Source organism: Nonomuraea terrae (genome assembly GCF_004348995.1).
GTDB lineage: Bacteria > Actinomycetota > Actinomycetes > Streptosporangiales > Streptosporangiaceae > Nonomuraea > Nonomuraea terrae.
This window is the reverse complement of sequence record NZ_SMKQ01000042.1, coordinates 21,922-41,041: the sequence shown is the minus strand read 5'-3', so window position 1 is coordinate 41,041 and position 19,120 is coordinate 21,922. Positions and strand designations below refer to the sequence as shown.

The following is a 19,120-nucleotide window of genomic DNA, read 5'->3' as shown; positions in this document are numbered from 1 at the left end:
CACCATGCCGCATATAGCGCAACTTTGCGCGTAATACGCAACAAGGCGGTGTCGGTTGACCAACACGTCGAGCCTGATCCCCACGCTTCCCGGCCGTTCCTACACCGACCCCGAGATCTTCGCCGGCGAGCAGGCCAAGATCTTCGAAAGCCTCTGGTTCTGCGCGGTCCGCGTGCAGGACCTGCCGAAGCCGGGCGCGTTCCGTACGGTGCAGGTCGGGCGGGAGAGCGTGATCGTCGTGCGCGGGCGCGACGAGCGGCTGCGCGCCTTCCTCAACGTCTGCCGCCACCGCGGCGCCCGCCTGTGCGTCGAGCAGGCGGGCCAGGTCGGCCGCACGCTCAGGTGCGCCTACCACGCCTGGTCCTACGACCTCGACGGCCGGCTCGCCGCCGCGCCCAACCTGGCCAAGATGCCCGACATCGACCGGGCCGCGTACGGGCTCGTTCCCGTCCACCTGCGCGAGTGGCTGGGCTACGCCTGGGTCTGTCTGGCCGCCGAGCCGCCGTCGTTCGAGGAGACCGTGACGTACGCGGCCACCGAACGCCTTGGCGACCCCGGGGCCATCGACCGCTACCGCGTGGACGAGCTGGTCCTGGGCCGCCGCATCGTCTACACCGTCAAGGCCAACTGGAAGCTCCTGGTCGAGAACTTCATGGAGTGCTACCACTGCGCCACCATCCACCCCGAGCTGACCGCCGTGCTGCCGGAGTTCGCCGGCGGCTACGCCGCGCAGTACTACGTGGGCCACGGCGCCGCCTTCGCCGAACGGGCGGAGGGCTTCACCGTGGACGGCGGGCCGGGCTTCGACCGGCTGCCCGGCGTGGCGCAGGAGCAGGACCGCCGCTACTTCGCGATCACCGTCAAGCCGCAGGTGTTCGTCAACCTGGTGCCCGACCACGTGATCCTGCACCGGATGTACCCCATGGCCGTGGACCGGACGGTGGTGGAGTGCGACTGGCTCTACCACCCGGAGGTGGTGGCCTCCGGCGCCGATCTGTCACGGTCGGTCGAGCTCTTCCACCGGGTCAACGAGCAGGACTTCGACGCCTGCGAACGGACCCAGCCGGGCATGGCGTCGCGGGCGTACCGCGAGGGCGGGGTACTCGTGCCGAGCGAGCACCACATCGCCCTCTTCCATCAGTGGGTGAACCTGCGCCTGCGCGGATAGCGCACGGTCAGGCCGCCGTACTTCGCCTGGCCGGTGATGACCACGTAGAGGGAGCCGGGACGGGGCCGGCCGGGCACGTCGGAGGAGGCCTTGCCCCAGTCGGACTGGAAGGCGTCCACGTTCGCCACCGCGCCCTCGGGCAGGATGATCTTGGCGGAGCCGTAGTTGAGGTCCAGCTCGATGTCCACGACCTGATGGGTGATGACGGCTTGCGAGAGGTCGAGCTCGACGCTGCCGTACTTGGAGGCGGCGCGCAGCCGCCGGGGGACGGCCCAGTCTCCGGAGCGCTTGATGTTGCCCGACTTCGACTCCAGGTCGATCACCTCGTCGACCCGCTCGACCGGCAGGTCGGTGACCAGGCCCTGGAGGTCGGCGTAGGTCTTCGCGGTCAGCGCGATCTCCAGGCGGTCTTCGAGCTCCAGGTGGGTGAGGCGCCCTTCGGTGAACGCCTGCTGTAGCTGCTGCGCGGTGCGCTCGCGATCCCCATCCGAGACGCGCATCTGCATTTCCGACATATCCCGAGCATAGGGACGCGCCGATCAGAACGGGAGGCGTCGGCCGGAAGGAGTGCGCAGATCGAGGGTGGGCTCTTTGGGTCGGCTTGGACGGGGACGGTGAATGACCTGGACTCTTTTCACAAGATATGAGGTACCCCGTGGAGTGCCGTGAACTCCTCGCCCTTGGGTAGCGTGATGAGCGATGCCGGCCGAGCCCTTCCACCACGCGGTTCTCTTCTACCGGGGAGACCGCGAATACGTGGCTGCCACCACCGCTTTCCTGCGCGCGGGGCTGGCCGCGGGCGAGCCGGTCGCGGTGGCCGTCCCGGCTGCCCGGCTCGCGCTGATCAGGTCGGCGCTCGGCCCCGAGGCCGAGGCGGTCTGCCTGTTCGACATGGCTGAGGCGGGGCGCAACCCGGGCCGGATCCTGCCGGCCGTGCTGCGCGACTTCGCCGACCGGAATCCCGGCCGCCACGTCCGCATCATCGGCGAGCCGATCTGGCCGGGCCGCACCGCGCTCGAATACCCGGCCTGCGTCCAGCACGAGGCGCTCATCAACCCGTCGTTCGCCGGCCGGCCGGTGACGATCGTGTGCCCGTACGACGCCGGGGGCCTGCCGGAGGAGGTGCTGCGCGAGGCGGCGCGGACCCATCCCGTGCTGCGCGCCGGCGCGGGGGAGCGGCCCAGCGGCGACTACGCGCCCGAGGTGGTGTTCCAGCACCACAACCGGCCGTTCGACGAGCCGGAGAAGGTCGTCTCGCTGCGGTTCGACCGCACCAACCTGTCGGCGGCGCGCATGCTGGCCGCGCGGGAGGGCGCGGAGCTGGGCTTCCGCGGCGACCGCCTCGACGACATCCGGCTCGTGGTGGCCGAGCTCGCCGCCAACAGCCTCGACCACGGCGGCGGCTCCGGCACGGTCCGGGTGTGGGACGCCGACGGCGTGCTGGTGTGCGAGGTCGCCGACCGCGGCCACATCACCGACCCGCTGGCGGGCCGCCGGCCGGTCGACCCGCAGTGCCCGGGCTCGCGCGGCCTGCTCATCGTCAACCTGCTCAGCGACCTCGTCCGCGTGTACACCCGGCCGGGCGCGACCACGGTCCGCGTCTACTTCGACTCCCGGCGGCCCTTCTGACGGCCCGTCCGGAGGCTCAACGCTCGACGTCGGCCATGCTGGCGTAGCGGTCGCCGCGTACGGCGTCCGGCGGCACGGCCTCGGCCAGCGCGGCGAGCTGCTCGGGCGTCAGGGTGACGTCGGCCGCGGCGGCGTTCTCCTCCAGGTACTTCAGCCGCTTGGTACCCGGGATCGGCACGATGTCGTCGCCCTGGGCCAGCACCCAGGCCAGCGCGAGCTGCGCCGTCGTGACGCCGGCCGCCTCGGCGATCCGCTGGACCTCGGCCACCAGCGCCCTGTTGTGCGCGGCGTTCTCGCCGGTGACGCGCGGCAGGCTCCGGCGGAAGTCGCCCTCCGGCAGCTCCTCGGGCGGCGGCAACGCGCCCGTCAGCAGCCCGCGGCTGATCGGCGAGTACGCCACCAGCCCGATCCCGAGCTCCCGGGCGGCCGGCAGGATCTCCGCCTCCAGCCCCCTGGTGAACAACGAGTACTCGCTCTGCAGGGCGGTGATCGGGTGCACGGCGTGCGCCTCGCGCAGCGTGCCGGCGCTCACCTCCGACAGCCCGAGGTAGCGCACCTTGCCCTGCTCGACCAGCTCCGCCATGGCTCCGACCGACTCCTCGATCGGCACGCCGGGGTTGCGGCGGTGCAGGTAGTAGAGGTCGACGTGGTCGACGCCGAGGCGGCGCAGCGAGGCGTCGCAGGCGGCCCTGATGTAGTCGGGGCTGTTCTCGATCGTGCGGGTGCCGCCCTCGCGCTTGATGCCGAACTTGGTGGCGAGCACCACCTCGTCGCGCCGGCCCTTGATGGCCCGGCCGACGAGCTCCTCGTTGGTGCCGTTGCCGTACATGTCGGCCGTGTCGAGGAAGTCGATGCCGAGGTCGAGGGCGCGGCGGATGACGGCGACGGACTCCTGATCGTCACCCTGGCCGTAGAAATCGGACATGCCCATGCAGCCGAGGCCGAGCGCCGAGACCCGCAGGCCGTCCGTGCCGAGCGTGCGCTTGCGCATAGTCATCTCCCTGTGAGAGTCCCCGATTCGCGGTTCCCCTTCCCCTGGTCGCGGGTGCCGTACCAGCCCTGAGGGGGCGGGCTCTATCAGGGGTCGGGTTCCGCCAGGTCAGCGCGCGTGGCGGGGGCCTGGCCCGGCCAAAGGCGTAAGGGATGTCTCAGGGCCGGTTCGGGATGATCTCCGATGGTCGCCGGGTCCGCCTGCCGCGAGCTTGGAGGCATGAGGGGATTGCTTGTCAGTGGGTTCGCGGCCATCGGCGCCGGCAGCGCCGCCATGCTCGCGCTGCACGCCGGTTCGGACCTGGACCCGCTGCACAGCGTGATCAGCGAGTACGCCTTCCAGCCCGCCGGCTGGCTGCTGCCGGCGTCGCTGACGTCGTTCGCGGTCGGCAGTGTGCTGATCGCCGAGGCCCTGCGCCGGGCCGGCGCCGGCCGCTGGGTCGTGGTGCTGCTGCTGGCGTGGGCGGCGAGCATGTTCCTGATCGGCGCCTTCCCGACCGACCGGCCCGGCGTGCCGTTGTCGCTGTCGGGTGGCATCCACCGCTACGCCGCCTTCGCCGCGTTCGCGGTGATGCCGCTGGCGGGCCTGCTGCTGGCCCGCGCCCGGATCCGGTACGCCGGCGCGGTGCGCGTGCTCAGCGGCCTCGCCCTGGCCGCGCTGGTGCTGGTCGTCGTCCCGTACGTGGTGCGCATGGCCGGCGTCCCGCTGACCAACGACGACATCCCGGCGGGGCTGACCCAGCGGATCGTCGTGGTCACCGAGCTGGGCGTGCTGGCGCTGGCCGGGCTGTCGATGCTGAGGCCCGCTCCCCGCGCGGTCCGCGGCCTGGCGCAGGCGTGAAAGCCGCCACCGGGGATAGGGGGAGCCCATGACGATACTGATCGCGTATGACGGTTCCGACGACGCCAAGACGGCGATCGCCTTCGCCGGGCAGATGTTCCGCGGCAGGGACGCGGTCGTGCTGACGGTGTGGGAGCGGGTGGCGATGACCGCGGCCCGAGCCTCGGCCGGGCTCATGGTGGCGCTCGACCAGACCGGCGCGGAGGACGCGGCGATCGAGCGTGCGATGACCGAGTTGTCCCAGCAGGGGGCCGAGCTGGCGCGCCAGGCGGGGCTGGACGCGGAGCCGCGTTGCGACGTCAACTCCGTGGCGGTCTGGTCCACGATCGTGGACGTGGCCGACGAGCTGGACGCCGAATTGATCGTGACCGGCACCAGGGGCCTGGGCGGGGTGCGCTCGCTGCTGCTGGGCAGCACGTCCGACCGGGTGCTGCACCACGCGCACCGCCCGGTCCTGGTGGTGCCCGGTCCGGACAAGGACACCTGACCGTTCACCTCCCCGTTGCCACCCGCTCGGGACGAATGCGGCAAAGTAGGTCCTCCTGGGTGAAAGAGGAGGCGGAGGGCCTTGCGCGACGAACTGGCGCGGCGGCTCGGCACCACCGACGCGGTGGTCGTCGGGCTGAGCGCGATGATCGGCGCGGGTGTGTTCGCCGCGTTCGCGCCCGCCGCCGCGGCGGCGCACGGCTGGCTGCTGCTGTCGCTGGCCCTGGCCGCCGTCGTGGCGTACTGCAACGCCACCTCCTCGGCCCGCCTGGCCGCCGTCCACCCCGAGTCGGGCGGCACGTACGTCTACGGCCGCCGCCGCCTCGGCCCCCTGTGGGGTTATACCTGGCGGGCTGGGGCTTCACCGTCGGCAAGACCGCCTCCTGCGCGGCGATGGCGCTCACGTTCGCCGCCTACGTCGCTCCCGGCCACGAACGCCCGGTCGCCGTCGCCGCAGTCGCCGCGCTGACCCTGCTCAACCTGTTCGGCGTGCAGCGCTCGGCCGGCCTGGCCCGGGTGATCGTGACGTTCGTGCTGGCCGTGCTCGCCGCCGTGATCGTCGCCGGGCTGTTCGGGGACGATCGCGTCAGCTTCGGCTGGTTCGCGAACACGCCGTACCCCGGCGGCGCCGTCACCGCCTGGGACGTGCTGCAGGCGGGCGGCCTGCTCTTCTTCGCCTTCGCCGGGTACGCCAGGATCGCCACGCTCGGCGAGGAGGTCCGCGACCCCGCCCGTACCATCCCGCGGGCCATCGGCATCGCGCTCGGCGTCACGCTCGTCGTCTACCTGCTGGTCGCCCTGGCCGCGCTGCGCGCGCTCAAGCCGGAGCTGCTGGCCCGCTCCACCGCTCCGCTGGCCGACGTGGTGCGCGAGGCAGGGGCCGGATGGCTCGCGCCCGTGGTGCAGGCCGGTGCGGCGGTGGCGGCGCTCGGCGCGCTGCTCGCGCTGCTGCTCGGCGTCTCCCGCACGGTGCTGGCCATGGCCCGCGAGCGCGACCTGCCGGGCGTGCTGGCCGCGGTGGACCCGGTGCGGCAGGTGCCCCGCCGGGCCGAGGCCGCGGTCGGCGTCGCGGTGATCGTGCTGCTGCTGGTCGCCGACCTGCGCGAGGCGATCGGGTTCTCGTCGTTCGGTGTGCTCGTCTACTACGGCATCGCGAACGCCTCCGCGCTCACGCTGGGCCGCGATGAGGGCGCGCCGCCGCGCGCCGTCCCGGTGCTCGGGCTGGTGCTCTGCCTGACGCTGGCCGCCACGCTGCCCACCGCCTCGGTGCTGGCCGGCCTCGCCGTCTTCGCCGTCGGGCTGGCGATTTATCTGGTACGCCGCCGCCCACTCCGGCGGCTACCATGAACGCCATGACGACGTGCGCGCTGATGACGGCCCTGTAGGGGCTTTCTTCCGCACGTCGAGGCCCTGCTAGCCGGGGCCTCTCGTCGTGCCGGGGCCCCACGGGAGGCATCCGATGTACATCACGACGACCATTCCCTACGTCAACGCCCGGCCCCATCTCGGCCACGCGCTGGAGCTCGTCCAGGCCGACGTGCTGGCCCGCCACCACCGGCGGCGCGGCGAGCCCGTACGGTTCCAGACCGGCACCGACGACAACTCGCTGAAGAATGTGCTGGCCGCCGAGGCCGAGGGCGTGCCGGTGCGGGAGCTGGTCGACCGCAACGCCGCCGCCTTCGAGGGCCTGCGCGGCCCGCTCGACCTGTCGTTCGACTCCTTCATCAGGACGAGCGCCCATCCCGGCCACCGACCCGGCGTCGAGCGCGTCTGGCAGGCCACCGCGCACGACCTGTACACCCGTCACTACGAGGGCCTCTACTGCGTGGGCTGCGAGCAGTTCTACCCGCAGGGCCCCTGTCCCGACGGGCACGAGGCGCCGCTGCAGCCGGTGTCCGAGGTGAACTGGTTCTTCCGGCTCTCCCGCTACCGGGACGCCCTGCTCGACCTCATCGGTGGCGGGCGGCTGCGCGTCGAGCCCGCCGCGCGGCGCAACGAGGTGCTCGCGTTCCTGCGGGCCGGGCTGGACGACATCAGCGTCTCCCGCTCGGCCGCCCGGGCGCGCGGCTGGGGCATCCCGGTGCCCGGCGATCCCGGCCAGGTCGTCTACGTCTGGTGGGACGCGCTGGCCAACTACGTCACCGCCCTCGGCGGCGGCGACTACGAGCGCTGGTGGGAGCGCGAGGCGCGCAAGGTGCACCTCGTGGGCAAGGGCGTGATCCGGTTCCACGCGGTGTACTGGCCGGCGATGCTGCTGTCGGCCGGGCTGCCGCTGCCCACGGCGATCTTCGTGCACGACTACCTCACCGCGGACGGCCGCAAGATCAGCAAGTCGTCGGGGAACGCCGCCGACCCCGTGGCGCTCGTGGACGCGTACGGGGTGGACGCCGTGCGGTGGTGGCTGCTGCGCGAGGTGCCGCGCGTGGGCGACGCCGACTTCACCGAGGCCCGCCTGGTCGCCAGGGCCGACCAGGACCTCGCGGGCGGCCTCGGCAACCTGGTCAGCCGGGTGACCGTCATGGTCGGCCGGTTCCTGGACGGTCACGTGCCCCCGGCGGGGGAGCCGCTGGCCGAGGTGGCGGAGCCGGTGCACGAGGCGCTGGAGGACTTCGACTTCCGGCGGGCGGCCGGGGCCGTCTGGGGGCTCGTGGAGGAGGCCAACAAATTCGTCGAGCTCACCCGGCCGTGGCAACAGGACACCGCCGGGCGCGAGCGGTCGCTCGGCGCGCTCGTGCACGCCTGCCGGGCGCTGGCCGTACAGCTGGAGCCCTTCCTGCCGACGGCGGCGGCGCGGGTGGCGGCGGCGGTCGGGGGCACGCGGCTGTCCCGCTCGGAACCGCTGTTCCCCCGGCTCGGCGAGGGCCGGGCTCCGCGATCCGGCCGCCCGGCCGCCGTTCTCAGGCCGGGCGAAGGCCGGCCGGACGGAGGAGGGACGCGGCGAAGGTCTGGATGAGGCGCATCAGCAGCGCCTCGAGGAGCATCATGGCGGCCTTGGCGAGCAGCGAGGCCAGGAACTCGGACAATTCTCTACCTCATCGGTCATAACTACTGTTGAGACCATATTTAGCCACAAATATGTCTATATGGGAAGGAAAATCCTGTCGGGATGGTGAACGGTCGATGACGACTCCGGCCCTCCGCGGCCGGCTCGGCCGCTCTGGGCCCGCCGGGGAAAGACGCGCTGGTTGACGGAGATCCGCGACCACCCTAGGTTTGCCAACAAACCGGATGGTACGGAGGTGAGCATGCCGGCCGTCGAGACCGTGCGCGGCCCCGTCGACGTCGACGAGCTCGGGCAGACGCTCATGCACGAGCACGTCTTCGTGGTGGCCACCGAACACCTCGACAACTACGGCAGAGGCGCCTGGTGGGACGAGGAGTTCCGGGTCGCCGACGCCGTCGCCAAGCTCAACGCGGTGGCGGCGAAGGGCGTGCGGACGATCGCCGACCCGACGGTGTGGGGCCTCGGCCGCTACATCCCGCGCATCCAGCGGATCGCGGAGCAGGTGCCTGGCCTCAACGTCATCGCCGCCACCGGCATCTACGCCTTCGAGGAGCTGCCCCACCAGTACCGGTTCCGCGGGCCCGGCACGATCTTCGACGGTCCCGACCCGATGGTGGACGACTTCGTCCGCGATCTGACCGAGGGCATCGCCGACACCGGTGTGAAGGCCGCGTTCCTCAAGTGCGTGGTCGAGGAGAAGGGCCTGACGCCCGGGGTCGAGCGCATCTGCCGGGCCGTGGCGCAGGCCCACGTACGCACCGGGGCGCCGATCACCGTCCACACCAACTCCCACGCCAGGACGGCGCCGCTCGCGCTCGACCTGTTCGCCAAGGAGGGCGTCGACCTGACGAAGGTGGTCGTCGGGCACGCCGGCGACAGCAACGACCTCGACTACCTCATGCGCCTGGCCGACACCGGCGCCGTCCTCGGCATGGACCGCTTCGGCCTCGACGTCTACAACCCGGGCGAGCGGCGCGTGGCCACCATCGCCGAGCTGTGCCGGCGTGGGTACGCCGACCGGATGGTCCTCAGCCACGACACCGCCTGCTTCATGGACTACTACGGCGGCGCCTGGGACGAGACCCGCTCCACGCTGCTTCCCGACTGGCGCTACGATCACATTCACGACGACGTCCTGGCCGCACTGCGCGACTCCGGTGTGACCGACGGCCAGATCGAGCAGATGCTGGTGTTCAACCCGAAGCGCTACTTCTCGTAAAGTGGGGGTCGGGACAGCGATGCGGGTAGGTGGAACTGGGTGACTTCGGAGCAGGCCTTGTCGATCAGCCTCGGGCTCCAAGGACCCTGCGTCATCGCGCGGTTGACGGGGGATTTCGACTTCGGCTCGGCCGCGGAGGTGCGCGACCGCGTCACCAAGGCCCTCGACCTCACCCAGCCCCCGCTGCTCGTCATCGACATGCAGGCGGTCAGCGTCTGCGACTCCTCGGGCCTGTCCGTGCTCGTCTACCTGCACAAGGCGGTCACCGCCTCCGGCGGGCGGCTGCTGCTGTCGGGGCTCAACGGCCGCTGCAAGCACCTGTTCGCGATCACCGCGCTCGACAAGTTCTTCGACATCCGCAGCACGGCCGAGCTGGCCATCGCCGAACTCAACGAACCCGGGAATTCGCCGCCGTTTACCGGGTAGTGCGGGGTGCATGCCGGCCGACGACCCCGACCTGCTCGGCATGTACCTGGAGCAGATCGGCAGGACCCCCCTGCTCACCGCCGCGGACGAGGTGGACCTCGCCCGGCGCATCGAGGCAGGTCTGTACGCGCGCCATCTCATCGACCGCGGCGAGGGCACCCCTGAGCTCGAAGCCCTCGTCCGCGACGGGCGGCGGGCCAAGGACCTGCTCATCCGCGCCAACCTGCGGCTGGTGGTCGCCGCCGCCCGGCGCTTCTCCCACCGCGGGCTGCCGCTGCTCGACCTCATCCAGGAGGGCAACCTCGGGCTGATCAGGGCGGTGGAGAAGTTCGACTACCGGCGCGGCTACAAGTTCTCGACGTACGGGATGTGGTGGATCCGGCAGGCGATCGAGCGCGGCATCCACGACAAGGCGCGCACGGTCCGGCTGCCGGTGCACCTGGGGGAGGAGCTGTCGCGGCTGCTCAGGATCGAGCGGCGGCTCGCCGCCGACCTCGGGCGTCCCCCGACGGACGCCGAGCTGGGCACGGCCGCCGAACGTTCGCCCGCGCGGGTCGCCGTCTTACGCCGGCTCGCCCAGGACGTCGTCAGCCTGGACATCCCGGTCGGTGAGAACGGCGACGGCCGGATCGGCGACATGATCGCCGACGACGACGGGCTGCAGGTGCACGAGGTGGCCGAGCGGCGACTGCTCGGCGAGGAGCTGCGCCGGCTGCTCACGGAGCTGCCACCGCGGGAGGCGTACGTGATCAGGCTCAGGTACGGGCTGGCCGGGCGGGAGGCCGAGAGTTACGCGCAGATCGCGGCGCGGCTGGGCCTGACGAGGGAACGCATCCGGCAGCTGGAGAAGCAGGGCCTGAGACGGCTCAAGCAGGACGGTCCGCTGCTCGCGTGGGCGTCGTGAGGGCGTGCTGGGGCCACAGCTTGGGCGGATAAGGCGGATATAAGTAGATAACCGTTCCATATCAGTCGGCGCGTGGGAAATTTCGCTTTCTCCGACATTTTGTTAGAAGTCGAATACCGGTCGCGGCCAACAGGGGGAAGCGACCGCGTCGAACTGGGGGAAATATGGTTAAAAGCCTGGCCGGAACGGTCTTAGTCGCCGCTGCCGCAGCCTCGCTCATGGCGGCGCCCGCCGCCGCGTCGGCAGAATCGTCCGGCCTGACGGCCACCACCGCGTCGGCTCAGCTCATCCGCACCAAGGTGTATTTCGGCCGCTGCCGGGACACCTGCCAGATCAAGGTCCGCATCAGGAACGTCTCGCGGACCAACATCTTCGACGTCCGGCTCAACGCCCGCCTCAGGATCAACGGCAGGAATGTGGGCACCTGCTACGACCACGTCGGCAGCATCAGGGCCAAGAAGACGAAGTGGGCCGCCTGCACCGTGCGCTCCAGGAGCCTGTCCAACGCCTACAACAGGTATCTGGACGGCGTCGCCGACTTCAACCAGTACACGAACACCACCGTCAACTACCGGTACTACCGCTGACCAGGCGAAGGGGCCGGCGGACGGCCGGCCCCTTCGTTCGTACGGTGCTCAGATGGTGCTTGTTCGGTGTTCAGAGGGGTTCATTGGGTGACGAGGAGTGCTACCCCGATCAGCACCGCGACCGGGACGAGCCACATCACGACCTCGACAGCGAACTCCTTGTACATCGCGTCAGTCTCCTCAGGAACGCCCATGTGGGCACCGCAAACGTCAATGGGCAGCATAGCTGCCCTTACTGGCTGTTCCGACCCCGGTATCAGACCGTGACCGCGCCGTCGGAGGCGGAGCCGACCGTGGTGACGTACTTGGCGAGCACGCCGCGTTCGACCACCCGCTCCGGCCGCCGCCACGCGGCCCGGCGCTCGGCCAGTTCGGCCTCCGGCACGAGCACGTCGAGCGTGCCGGCCGCGCTGTCGATCACCACGGGGTCGCCGTCGCGCACCAGCGCGATCGGCCCCCCGTGGTACGCCTCCGGCGCCACGTGCCCGATCACCAGCCCGTGCGAGACGCCGCTGAAGCGGCCGTCGGTGACCAGCGCCACCGAGCCGCCGAGGCCCCGGCCGACCAGCGGGCCGGTGATCGAGAGCATCTCGCGCATGCCGGGCCCGCCGGCCGGGCCCTCGTACCGGACCACGATGACGTCGCCCGGCACGATGCGGCCGTCCATGATGGCGGTGTAGCAGTCGTTCTCCGAGTCGAAGACCCTGGCGGGCCCCTCGTGGCGGAAGTCCTCCTTGCCGCCCAGCTTGAGCACGCAGCCGTCCGGCGCGAGCGAGCCGCGCAGGATCGCCAGCGCGCCGCGCTGCTTGAACGGCTTGTCCGCGCTCGCCACGACCCGCTGGCCGGGCGTCTCCCGCGCGCCGGCGGCCACCTCGGCGAGGGTGCGGCCGTCCACCAGCGTGACGTTCTCGCGCAGCAGCCCGGCCTCCAGCAGGCGGCGCACCACCAGCGAGGTGCCGCCGGCCCGCCACAGGTCGAGCGCCGTGGCGTCGCCGCCGCTCGGCTTCAGGCCCGTGATGATCGGGACCTGACGGCAGACCTCGCCGATCCGGTCGATCTCCAGCGGCAGCCCTGCCTCGCGGGCGATGGCCAGCAGGTGCAGCACCGCGTTCGTGGAGCCGCCCATGGCCGCCACCGAGACGATCGCGTTGTGCAGGGCGTCCTCGGTGAGCACCCGCGACGGGCGGGCGTCGCGGGCGAGCGCCTCCATGGCGATCTCGCCCACGCGCCGCGCCGCGGCGTCCTTCTCCTCCGCCACCGCCGGGATGTCGCCCACGCCGAACGGCGCCAGGCCCAGGAAGTCGGCGACCGCGCCCATCGTGTTGGCGGTGTACTGGGCGGCGCACGTGCCGGCGCCGGGGCAGGCGTGCCGGGCCAGGTCGTCGAGGTCGGCCTGGTCCATCCGGCCCACCTCGCGCTCGCCGAGCGCCTCCCACATGTCCTGGATCGTGACGTCGCGCCCGCGCCAGCGGCCCGGCATCATGCTGCCGCTGTAGAGGACGACCGACGGCACGTCCAGCCGGGCCAGCGCCATGATCGCCGCAGGTACCGTCTTGTCGCAGCCGACGATGGCCACCAGCGCGTCGAAGCCGTGGGCGCGGCCCATGAGCTCGATCGAGTCGGCGATGACCTCGCGGCTGATCAGCGAGGTGCGCATGCCGGGGGTGTGCATGGTGAGGTTGTCGGAGACCGCGATGGTGTTGAACTCCATCGGCGTGCCGCCCGCCGCGCGCACGCCCTCGGCCACCTGGGCGGCCAGCTCACGGTGGTTCAGGTTGCACGGCATGGTGCCGGTCCAGGTGGAGGCGATGCCGACCACGGGGCGGCGCATCTCCTCATCGGTCATGCCCATGGCGTACAGATGGGAGCGGGCCGGTGCGCGGTCGGGGTCGTCGGCGATGCTCAAAGGGGCTCCTCCGGTGTACGGGTCCTGGAACTCAATGATCCATCGGCCGGTTCCGCGCCCCGGCGCCGGGGCCCGACGGCCCCGGCCCGCGGGCGTCACTGCTCGCGCAGGCCCCAGGGGGAGCCGTACTCGACCAGGAGGTCCAGGAACGGGCGGGGCTCGAACGCCTCGGGGCCGAGCACGCCGGCGCCCTCCCAGACGCCGCGCGCCATCAGCTCCAGGGCGGCCACCGGGTTGACGGCGGTCTGCCACACCACGGCCTGGGAGCCGTACTCGCGCATCGACCACTCGTTGTCGACCACGTGGTAGAGGTACACCTCGCGCGGGCGGCCGTCCTTGACGCCCTTCACCCAGGTGCCCGCGCAGGTCTTGCCGCGCATGCGGTCGCCCAGCTCCGCCGGGTCGGGCAGGACGGCGGCCACCACGTCGCGCGGCGACACCTGGGCGGTGCCCCGGTCGGTGCGGACGGCGACCGGTTCGGTGCGGTCCACGCCGAGCGCGCGCAGGGTCTTCAGGGTGCCGATGAACTCCTCGCCGAGGCCGTACTTGAAGGTCACCCGCTGGGCCGGGATCCACCGCGGCACCAGGGCGACCTCCTCGTGCTCGACGTTCACGCACTCCACGGGGCCGATCCCGTCGGGGAAGTCGAAGACCTCCGGCTCGCTGAACGGCTCGGTGGTGTACCAGCCGCGCTCCTTCTCGTAGATCAGCGGCGGGTTGAGGCACTCCTCGATGGTGGTCCAGATGGAGAACGACGGCGCGAAGTCGTAGCCGTCGACGGTCAGGTTGGCGCCGTCCCTGATGCCGATCTCCTCGATCTCGTCGAAGAGCTCGTCGGCGGCGTAGCGGGCGAAGACGTCGGCGAGGCCGGGCTCCACGCCCATGCCGACCAGGGCCAGCCGGCCCCGGTTGACCCATTCGGCCGTCCTGGCGAACTGCTCGTCGCCGAGCTTGATCCCGACCTTCTCGTACGGGCGGTCGGGGTGCGGCTTCGACATCGACATGGCCATGTCGAGGTAGTCGGCGTCGGCCGCCAGCGCCGCGTCGAACAGCGGCAGCACGAAACGCGGATCGGTGGCGTTGAGCAGCACGTCGCAGCGATGCTCGCGGAGCGTCGCGGTCACGGCCGCCTCGTCGGCGGCGTCGAGCCTGATGGGGGTGAAGCGGTGGGCCTTGTCGCCGAGCGCGGCGACGGCCGCCTTGGCGCGGGGGAGGTCGTAATCGGCGACGACCATGTGGTCGAAGAACGGGCGGCGTGCGGCGATCCGGGTGATGGCGGTGCCGACCCCGCCCGCTCCCACAAGAAGGATGCGCATGACGATAAATCCCCTTTATGCAGGTTTTGGGGGGTGTGTATACATCCAATGCCAGTAAGCTGATCAACGTCAATGGCGTTGGCATAAGGAGACGCGCTCATGGCCAAGCGGGTGGTGCCGGAGGCGGACCGCCGGCGGCGGCGTCCGACCAAGCAGGGGCAGGTGCTCACGCACGGGCTCATCGTCGAGACCGCGCTGCGGATGTTGCGCGAGCACGGCGCCGACGGGCTGACCGCGCGCCGCCTCGGCCTCGCGCTCGGCGCGGACGCCAGCGCCGTCTACCGCTACTTCCGCGGTATGGACGACCTGATCCTGGCGATCGCCGACGAGCTGTTCGGGCACGCGATGGCCGACTGGCGGCCCACCGGCGACTGGCGGGCCGACCTGCGGGATCTCGGGCTGCGGATCCACCACGCGTACCTGGCGCACCCGCAGGCCGCCGTGCTCACCGCGAGCCGGGTGACCGGGCGGCCGAACGAGGTGGCCAGCGACGAGACGATCCTCGGCGTCCTGCGCGGGGCCGGGTTCCCCGACGCCGACGCGGTGCGGATCTACCACGCCTTCATCGACCAGAGCCTGGCCTTCGCCATCCTCGACGCCGCCACCCTCGCCCTGCCGAAGGCGGCGCGGGAGGGCGACGAGGAGGTGTGGCGCGACACGTACGCGCGGCTGCCGGCCGAGACCCACCCGAACATCGCCGCCACCGCGCCGCTGCTGGTGGCCCGGATGAACGACAGCGCGTACCGCACCGCGCTCGACATGCTGCTGAGCAGCGCCGCCGCCCAGCTGCGGGCGGTGGGCGCGTGACGGCGGTCAGGCGCGCCGGAGGGCGAGGCGTTTGCCGAGGCCGGCGAGCGACTCGTCGGCCATGAGCGCGGGCAGGCGGGGCGCGTCCTCGTCGATCTGGCGCAGCACCGCCGGCTGGTCTCCGCAGTAGCGGGTCCAGGCGCGTACGACCTCGGGCATGGCCTCGATCGCCGCCTCCGACAGGATCGCCTCCCTGGGCAGCCACGACGTCAGGAACTGCGAGACCCGCGCCGGGCTCCACCACAGCGGCCGGTCGCCGAGGAACTCTGCGAGCTTCCCGAACGCCTCCCGCGCCCCCGGCAGGTCGGGCACCTCCTCGAACCGGGCCACGGTGTCGTCGGGGGCCCCGCGCACGAGCCCCGGCACCGTGAGCGCGCGGGCCGTCGCCAGCGGCCGGACGCCCGGCAGCGTGCCGGCGACGGCCGCCCCCATGATCTGGTCGCCCAGCTCGAACGCGTCGAGGATGCGGCCCGCGGCCACGCCCGGCTCGGCCGGCCGCAGCCCCAGGTCGTCGAGGAACGTCGTCTCCTCGACCAGCGCGTCCACGGCCAGGCCGCCCTGGGGCTGGCCGAGGCCGACGACGAGGATGTGGGGCTCCTTGCCGTTCTCGTAGCGGAACGACAGCACGGCCAGGACCTGCTCGCCGTAGGGGTCGGCCTTGCCGTACCAGCCGCCTTCGCAGGTCACCCGGCCCATCCTGTGCACCCAGCCAGGCAGGGCCCGCGCCGCGTCGGGGCCTTCGGCGCCGCCGACCGCGGCCAGGGCGGCGAGGGTCAGGAGCGCCTCCTGGCCGCCGTCCTCGCGCAGCCGGCGCAGGAACGGCTCCGCCTGCCCGCTCTCCTGGAGCTCGGCCGTGAGCCGGGCGGCCCACAGCTCGGTGCGCAGCGGAGAGCGCCACCTGAGCAGGTCGCGCGCCTGGGCGATCACGGTGTCGAACGCTGGTGTGCTCACCCTCCGACCGTATCGCCCGCGGCGCAGGCGCTCGCTCGACCCTGCCGCGGCGACCCCGGTCGCCTGCCGGCCGGCCCCGTTCTCCCTGGCCACCTGGCGCATCGCCGTCGCATCGAGGAAATCCGAATCCGGTGGTGTTCGAGCCCGATCCCGCCGAGGCCCGCGCGGTCGCGCGCGAGCACCTGGCGCGCTATCTGAGCACCCCCTACAACGTGGCGAAGTTCCGCCGGCTGGGTTACGCGGACGAGGACCTCGCCGGCGGCGGCAGCGACCGGCTCGTCGACGACTTCGTGTTCTGGGGCGACCTGGACGCCGTCGTCCGCAAGCTCCACGCCCACGTCGCGGCCGGCGCCGACCACGTCGCCGTACAGGTCGTCGGGCTCCGGCCGGGGAGACGGCGATGCCCCACTGGCGTGAGCTCGCCGGGGCGCTCCTGTGATCACTCCTCCAGGCGGCGCAGCAGGTACGTGTCCATGATCCAGCCCTTGCGGGCGCGGGCCTCGGCGCGTACCTCGCGGATGCGCTCGCCGACCTCGGACACCGGGCCGGAGATGAGGATCTCGTCGGGCGTGCCCAGGTAGGCGCCCCAGTGGATGTGGTGGTCGTCGAGGCCGGTGAACGAGCAGTGGGCGTCCAGCATGATCACCACGTCGTCCGCGGTCGGGCCCTGCTCGGCCAGGCGGCGGCCGGTGGTGAGGTGCACAGGGCGGCCGACCCGCGTCAGGCTCGTGCGGTGGCGGGCGGTCAGCGCGGCCACGCTGCTGATCCCGGGGATGACCTCGTAGTCGAAGGCGACGTTCCCGCGGGCGAGGATGTCCTCGACGATGGCGAGCGTGCTGTCGTACACGCCCGGGTCGCCCCAAACCAGGAACGCGCCGGTCTGGCCGTCGCCGAGCGCGTCGCGGATCAGCGCCTCGCACGCCCGCGCGCGGCGGGCGCGCCAGTCGTCCACGGCGGCGGCGTACGCGGGCGCGGTGCGGTCGCGCTCGGGGTCGCGCGCCTCGGCGATTCGGTACGGCGGCCGGCCGTGCTCGGCGATGAGGTCCAGCCGCAGCTGCACCAGATCGTGCTTGACCTCGCCCTTGTCCACGATGAAGAACACGTCCGTGGCCGCGATGGCCTTGACGGCCTGGAGGGTGAGATGGTCGGGATCCCCGGCGCCGATGCCGATGATGAGGAGACGCTTCACTCGTAAGAGTGTAGGGACGCATAAATCGCGCTAAAGCAGCAGATATACGATGTGCGGCGCGTATTCCCCCGAGGAGGACTGTGAACCTGGCCGAGCAGGGCGACGCCTTCGCCGCATTCTGGCAGGAGCGGCACCTGTGCACGCTCTCCACCGCGCGCCCCGGCGGCCCGCCGCACGCGGTGCCGGTGGGCGCGACGCTGGACCTGACGACCGCGACCGCCCGGGTGATCACCTCGGGGTCCTCCGTCAAGGCCCGGCTCATCGGCGAGTCCGGCGCGCCGGTCGCGCTCACCCAGGTGGACGGCCGCCGCTGGTCGACGCTGGAGGGCTGGGCGGTGGTGCGTACCGAACCGGAGCAGGTGGCCGACGCCGAGCGCCGCTACGCCGCCCGCTACAAGCCGCCCCGGCCGAACCCGTCCCGGGTGGTCGTGGAGATCCAGGTGACGCGCGTGCTGGGCAACGTTTGATCACCGTCGTCGGGATCGGCGCGGACGGCTGGGACGGGCTGGCGCCCGGCTCCCGGCGCGCGGTCGAGGTGGCCGAGGTCCTCATGGGGGCTGCCCGGCAGCTCGACCTCGTGCCCGCGTCGCCCGCCACCGCCGCCGAGCGGGTGGCCTGGCCGTCGCCGCTGCTGCCCGCGCTGCCCGCGCTCATGGAGCGCTACGCCGGACGTGAGATCTGCGTGCTGGCCAGTGGCGATCCGATGTTCCACGGCATCGGCTCGACGCTGGTCCGGCTCCTCGGGCCCTGCGAGGTCAGGGTGCTGCCACACGTGTCGTCGCTGTCGCTGGCGTGTGCCCGGCTGGGCTGGCCGGTCGAGCAGGTGGACGTCGTCAGTCTCGTCGGCCGGCCCGCCGCCGCGCTGAACGCGGCCGTCGTGCCGGGGCGGCGGGTCGTCGTGCTGGGCTCCGGGGTCGACTCTCCGTCCCTGGTGGCGGGGCTGGTCTCCGGGCTCGGGTACGGCCCCAGCCCGATGACCGTCCTGTGCGACCTGGGGGCGGCGTGCGAATCCGTCACGGCGGCGACCGCCGACACCTGGACGGGCCCGGCCCGCTCGGCGCTGAACGTGATCGCCGTCGAATGCGTCCCCGGGCCCGAGGCCGAGCCGCTCGCCCGCGTGCCGGGCCTGCCCGACGCGGCGTACGAGCACGACGGGCAGCTCACCAAGCGGGAGGTCCGCGCGGTGAGCCTGTCCCGGCTCGCGCCGCTGCCCGGCGAGCTGCTGTGGGACGTGGGCGCCGGGGCGGGCAGCATCGCCGTCGAATGGATGCGCGGCCATCCGTCCTGCGCGGCCGTGGCGATCGAGAGCCGCGCCGACCGCGCCGCCGCCATCGCCCGCAACGCCGACCGGCTCGGCGTGCCCGGGCTGCGGATCGTCGAAGGCCGGGCGCCCGCCGCGCTGGCGGGCCTGCCGGCGCCGGACGCGGTGTTCGTCGGCGGCGGCGCGACCGTGCCCCGGCTGCTGGAGACCTGCTGGGAGGCGTTGCGCCCCGGCGGCAGGCTCGTGGTGAACGCCGTCACCCTGGAGTCGGAGGCCGTCGTCGCCGGGTGGTACGCCCGGGTCGGCGGCGACCTCGTCCGGCTGGCCGTGCAGCGGGCCTCGCCCGTCGGCTCGTTCACGGGCTGGCGAGCCGCGATGCCGGTGACCGTGTGGTCGGTCACCAGGAGGGATGCGCTGTGACCGTGTCGCCGGAGCA

Annotated in this window: 18 protein-coding genes and 1 pseudogene; 13 read left to right on the top strand and 6 right to left on the bottom strand. The window is 72.3% G+C overall.

What is annotated here, in order from left to right; translation table 11 throughout:
* Window positions 1-55: 55 nt before the first annotated feature.
* Window positions 56-1,168, top strand: coding sequence for an aromatic ring-hydroxylating oxygenase subunit alpha (locus E1286_RS16605; RefSeq protein ID WP_132613442.1), 1,113 nt, complete (start codon window positions 56-58; stop codon window positions 1,166-1,168).
* On the opposite strand, the gene E1286_RS16600 is transcribed toward E1286_RS16605, so the two are convergent.
* Window positions 1,138-1,683, bottom strand: coding sequence for a DUF1707 SHOCT-like domain-containing protein (locus tag E1286_RS16600; RefSeq protein WP_246074907.1), 546 nt, complete (start codon window positions 1,681-1,683; stop codon window positions 1,138-1,140). The genes E1286_RS16605 and E1286_RS16600 overlap by 31 nt on opposite strands.
* Window positions 1,684-1,867: 184 nt before the next feature.
* Between E1286_RS16600 and E1286_RS16595 the strand changes: the two genes are divergently transcribed.
* On the top strand, window positions 1,868-2,797 hold the full coding sequence (locus E1286_RS16595) for an anti-sigma factor RsbA family regulatory protein (protein WP_132613440.1): 930 nt from the start codon (window positions 1,868-1,870) through the stop codon (window positions 2,795-2,797).
* A 16-nt stretch (window positions 2,798-2,813) separates the two neighbouring features.
* Here E1286_RS16595 and E1286_RS16590 read toward each other — a convergent pair whose 3' ends face one another.
* Window positions 2,814-3,788: an aldo/keto reductase gene (locus E1286_RS16590; RefSeq protein WP_132613438.1), complete on the bottom strand. Its 975-nt coding sequence runs from the start codon at window positions 3,786-3,788 to the stop codon at window positions 2,814-2,816.
* A 219-nt stretch (window positions 3,789-4,007) separates the two neighbouring features.
* Here E1286_RS16590 and E1286_RS16585 point away from each other — a divergent pair, with 219 nt between their 5' ends.
* The 8 genes and pseudogenes from E1286_RS16585 to E1286_RS16550 all read left to right on the top strand — a co-directional run bounded on the left by E1286_RS16585 (window position 4,008) and on the right by E1286_RS16550 (window position 11,254).
* A complete protein-coding gene (locus E1286_RS16585) occupies window positions 4,008-4,628 on the top strand; it encodes a DUF998 domain-containing protein (protein ID WP_165969763.1) in 621 nt (206 codons plus the stop codon).
* 28 nt (window positions 4,629-4,656) lie between these two features.
* Window positions 4,657-5,115, top strand: coding sequence for a universal stress protein (locus E1286_RS16580; protein WP_132613434.1), 459 nt, complete (start codon window positions 4,657-4,659; stop codon window positions 5,113-5,115).
* Between the two features lie 165 nt (window positions 5,116-5,280).
* Window positions 5,281-6,461: pseudogene (locus tag E1286_RS16575) on the top strand (APC family permease); the annotation flags it as partial.
* 112 nt (window positions 6,462-6,573) lie between these two features.
* On the top strand, window positions 6,574-8,067 hold the full coding sequence (locus E1286_RS16570) for a methionine--tRNA ligase (RefSeq protein ID WP_132613432.1): 1,494 nt from the start codon (window positions 6,574-6,576) through the stop codon (window positions 8,065-8,067).
* Window positions 8,068-8,359: 292 nt separating this feature from the next.
* Entirely contained in the window at window positions 8,360-9,337 is a 978-nt protein-coding gene (locus E1286_RS16565; protein WP_132613430.1) for a phosphotriesterase family protein, read from the top strand.
* 39 nt (window positions 9,338-9,376) lie between these two features.
* Window positions 9,377-9,763, top strand: coding sequence for an STAS domain-containing protein (locus E1286_RS16560; protein WP_103963562.1), 387 nt, complete (start codon window positions 9,377-9,379; stop codon window positions 9,761-9,763).
* A gap of 10 nt (window positions 9,764-9,773) precedes the next feature.
* Window positions 9,774-10,667 carry a sigma-70 family RNA polymerase sigma factor gene (locus E1286_RS16555; RefSeq protein ID WP_132613428.1) on the top strand — a complete coding sequence of 298 codons (894 nt, stop codon included), beginning with the start codon at window positions 9,774-9,776 and terminating at the stop codon, window positions 10,665-10,667.
* 164 nt (window positions 10,668-10,831) lie between these two features.
* The gene (locus E1286_RS16550; protein WP_132613426.1) at window positions 10,832-11,254 is read left to right on the top strand and encodes a hypothetical protein; all 423 of its coding nucleotides are present in this window, start codon (window positions 10,832-10,834) and stop codon (window positions 11,252-11,254) included.
* A gap of 256 nt (window positions 11,255-11,510) precedes the next feature.
* Here the strand turns inward: E1286_RS16550 and ilvD are convergent, their stop codons facing one another.
* Both ilvD and E1286_RS16540 read right to left on the bottom strand, forming a co-directional pair.
* Window positions 11,511-13,160, bottom strand: coding sequence for a dihydroxy-acid dehydratase (gene ilvD / locus E1286_RS16545; RefSeq protein WP_132613424.1), 1,650 nt, complete (start codon window positions 13,158-13,160; stop codon window positions 11,511-11,513).
* Between the two features lie 95 nt (window positions 13,161-13,255).
* Window positions 13,256-14,476 (bottom strand): saccharopine dehydrogenase family protein, encoded by a 1,221-nt coding sequence (locus tag E1286_RS16540; RefSeq protein WP_132613422.1) that lies wholly within the window; start codon window positions 14,474-14,476, stop codon window positions 13,256-13,258.
* Between the two features lie 99 nt (window positions 14,477-14,575).
* Between E1286_RS16540 and E1286_RS16535 the strand changes: the two genes are divergently transcribed.
* Complete coding sequence (locus tag E1286_RS16535; RefSeq protein ID WP_132613420.1) at window positions 14,576-15,283, top strand: TetR/AcrR family transcriptional regulator; 708 nt, start codon at window positions 14,576-14,578, stop codon at window positions 15,281-15,283.
* Window positions 15,284-15,289: 6 nt separating this feature from the next.
* Here E1286_RS16535 and E1286_RS16530 read toward each other — a convergent pair whose 3' ends face one another.
* Together E1286_RS16530 and cobF are read right to left on the bottom strand one after the other, a co-directional pair.
* Window positions 15,290-16,234, bottom strand: coding sequence for a hypothetical protein (locus tag E1286_RS16530; protein WP_132613418.1), 945 nt, complete (start codon window positions 16,232-16,234; stop codon window positions 15,290-15,292).
* Between the two features lie 439 nt (window positions 16,235-16,673).
* On the bottom strand, window positions 16,674-17,423 hold the full coding sequence (cobF, locus tag E1286_RS16525) for a precorrin-6A synthase (deacetylating) (RefSeq protein ID WP_132613416.1): 750 nt from the start codon (window positions 17,421-17,423) through the stop codon (window positions 16,674-16,676).
* 80 nt (window positions 17,424-17,503) lie between these two features.
* On the opposite strand from cobF, the gene E1286_RS49215 reads away from it, so the two are divergent.
* Together E1286_RS49215 and cbiE are read left to right on the top strand one after the other, a co-directional pair.
* Window positions 17,504-17,890: a pyridoxamine 5'-phosphate oxidase family protein gene (locus tag E1286_RS49215; protein WP_223190020.1), complete on the top strand. Its 387-nt coding sequence runs from the start codon at window positions 17,504-17,506 to the stop codon at window positions 17,888-17,890.
* Window positions 17,887-19,104, top strand: coding sequence for a precorrin-6y C5,15-methyltransferase (decarboxylating) subunit CbiE (gene cbiE, locus E1286_RS16520; RefSeq protein ID WP_223190019.1), 1,218 nt, complete (start codon window positions 17,887-17,889; stop codon window positions 19,102-19,104). Before E1286_RS49215 ends, cbiE begins: the two co-directional genes overlap by 4 nt.
* Window positions 19,105-19,120: the final 16 nt, after the last annotated feature.

Bases quoted from the DNA above. Each gene is read 5' to 3' on its own strand.
- E1286_RS16550 (WP_132613426.1), top strand. From the start codon at position 10,832: ATGGTTAAAAGCCTGGCCGGAACGGTCTTAGTCGCCGCTGCCGCAGCC.
- E1286_RS16580 (WP_132613434.1), top strand. From the start codon at position 4,657: ATGACGATACTGATCGCGTATGACGGTTCCGACGACGCCAAGACGGCG.
- E1286_RS16595 (WP_132613440.1), top strand. From the start codon at position 1,868: ATGCCGGCCGAGCCCTTCCACCACGCGGTTCTCTTCTACCGGGGAGAC.
- E1286_RS16600 (WP_246074907.1), bottom strand. From the start codon at position 1,683: ATGTCGGAAATGCAGATGCGCGTCTCGGATGGGGATCGCGAGCGCACC.
- E1286_RS16590 (WP_132613438.1), bottom strand. From the start codon at position 3,788: ATGCGCAAGCGCACGCTCGGCACGGACGGCCTGCGGGTCTCGGCGCTC.
- E1286_RS16570 (WP_132613432.1), top strand. From the start codon at position 6,574: ATGTACATCACGACGACCATTCCCTACGTCAACGCCCGGCCCCATCTC.
- E1286_RS16535 (WP_132613420.1), top strand. From the start codon at position 14,576: ATGGCCAAGCGGGTGGTGCCGGAGGCGGACCGCCGGCGGCGGCGTCCG.
- E1286_RS16585 (WP_165969763.1), top strand. From the start codon at position 4,008: ATGAGGGGATTGCTTGTCAGTGGGTTCGCGGCCATCGGCGCCGGCAGC.
- E1286_RS16540 (WP_132613422.1), bottom strand. From the start codon at position 14,476: ATGCGCATCCTTCTTGTGGGAGCGGGCGGGGTCGGCACCGCCATCACC.
- E1286_RS16565 (WP_132613430.1), top strand. From the start codon at position 8,360: ATGCCGGCCGTCGAGACCGTGCGCGGCCCCGTCGACGTCGACGAGCTC.
- E1286_RS16555 (WP_132613428.1), top strand. From the start codon at position 9,774: ATGCCGGCCGACGACCCCGACCTGCTCGGCATGTACCTGGAGCAGATC.